The 1,685-nt window shown below is 59.1% G+C and carries 2 protein-coding genes; one reads left to right on the forward strand and one right to left on the reverse strand.

Features of this window, described 5'->3' with window-relative positions:
- Window positions 1-310: 310 nt before the first annotated feature.
- A complete protein-coding gene (locus tag AWB67_RS37295) occupies window positions 311-607 on the reverse strand; it encodes a DUF1330 domain-containing protein (RefSeq protein ID WP_087660798.1) in 297 nt (98 codons plus the stop codon).
- 163 nt (window positions 608-770) lie between these two features.
- Here AWB67_RS37295 and AWB67_RS37300 point away from each other — a divergent pair.
- Window positions 771-1,685, forward strand: a 915-nt coding sequence (locus tag AWB67_RS37300; protein WP_087660799.1) for an aldehyde dehydrogenase family protein, incomplete at its 3' end; no start/stop codon positions are given.

Below are 1,685 nucleotides of genomic sequence, written 5' to 3' on the forward strand. Positions count from 1 at the left end.
GCACGGTAAAGCGTCGGGCCCATCAAGTTGTGCGGACGACGAACCATCGTGATGACCGTTACGTGGCCCTTGATTTCCGTCTGAACAATTGCTTCGTCCATTTTTGCTCCATTTCATCAGGTTCAAGTGCTTTTCCGCTCTCGGTGTTAACATGCCTAACATGTGAGTGGCTCATTAACACCAGCGGTCTTTCTGGCAGCAACGTGAGCGCGTCGGTTCTGAAGGGAAGTCCCGCTACACCATAGCGAACAACGGCCGCCTTGTCGTACCAAGAGTGCTGGCGGCGGCTTCGGTAGCCACCCGGGAACACTCAGTCGTCGAGGCCTGCGACGACACGCGCGTCCCGTTCGGCGCCGTCTCCCAGTACGGTCAACGCCTTCTGATAAGCCTCGCCCTGAAACGTAGCGAGCGCCTGCTCGAAGCTGGGGAATTCGACCACGACCGTCCGTTCTTTGAGTCCCTCCTGGAACGCGACGACTGCGCCGCCTCGGACCAGAAACTTTCCACCTGCCGCTTTCACCACCTGTGTCGCGAGAACGCCGTACGCCGAAAGCTTGTTTGCGTCATGCACCGCCCGATACGCTGCCACCCAATATCCCTTTGCCATTTCGCTTCCCCAGTTGATTGCTGCATACCTATGATAACGACGTTAACATGTATATCAATGAGGGTTATTCCCGATCACGAAAGGCTTGCCAAGGGACGTGATAACGGTGTTAACATTAGTCCAGTGCGATGACTCAATACCAACCTTTTGGCGGAGAAATTCCATGCCGTACACGACCATTAATCCAGCTACCGGCGAACTGCTCGCCACATACGACGACATATCCGACCAGTTGCTCGAAGCGAAGCTCGCGTCCGCGCAGCGCGCTTTTGAAACCGACTGGCGCCGCCGTCCGGTTGGCGACCGGGCACGCATTGTGTCGCGCGCAGCCGCACTGTTGCGGGAAAGAGCCGTCGAATACGCGGGCTATCTGACATTGGAAATGGGCAAACGCAGCGGGGAAGCGCGCAAGGAAGTGGAATCGTCGGCGAGTATTCTCGACTATTACGCAAAGCACGCGCATGCATATCTGCAACCGCGCCCGCTCGCAGAAGCGCCGGGCGCCGCCGTTCATATCGAGCCAATCGGCGCACTCTTCGCCATCGAGCCATGGAATTTTCCGTATTACCAGATTGCGCGCGTAGCTGGTCCGCAACTGATGGTGGGCAACGTCCTGTTGCTCAAGCACGCCGAGAGTGTGCCGCAGTCGGCTTTGGCTTTCGCTCGGCTATTTGAGGAAGCGGGCGCGCCTGAAGGCGTCTATACGAATTTGTTTATATCGATCGATCAGGCCGGCCGAGTCATCGACGACACGCGCGTCCAGGGCGTGACATTGACGGGCAGTGAGCGTGCCGGCGCCGCCGTCGCCGAGCGAGCCGGCCGCAATCTAAAGAAGGTCGTGCTCGAGTTGGGCGGCAGCGATCCTTTAATCGTGCTTGAGGATGCGCCGCTCGACTGGGCGATCCAAAGTGCGATCGCGGGCCGCATGCTCAATGCGGGTCAATGCTGCGTCGGCTCCAAGCGCATCGTCGTGGTGGGCAAGGCGCGCGGGGACGCTTTCCTCGAAGGCTTTTCGAAGCAGATGGCAGCACTCGAGACAGGCGATCCGGCGGATCCGGCAACCGCAGTCGCTCCGCTT

The sequence above is a fragment of the Caballeronia terrestris genome (assembly GCF_001544515.1).
GTDB classification, from domain to species: Bacteria; Pseudomonadota; Gammaproteobacteria; order Burkholderiales; family Burkholderiaceae; genus Caballeronia; species Caballeronia terrestris.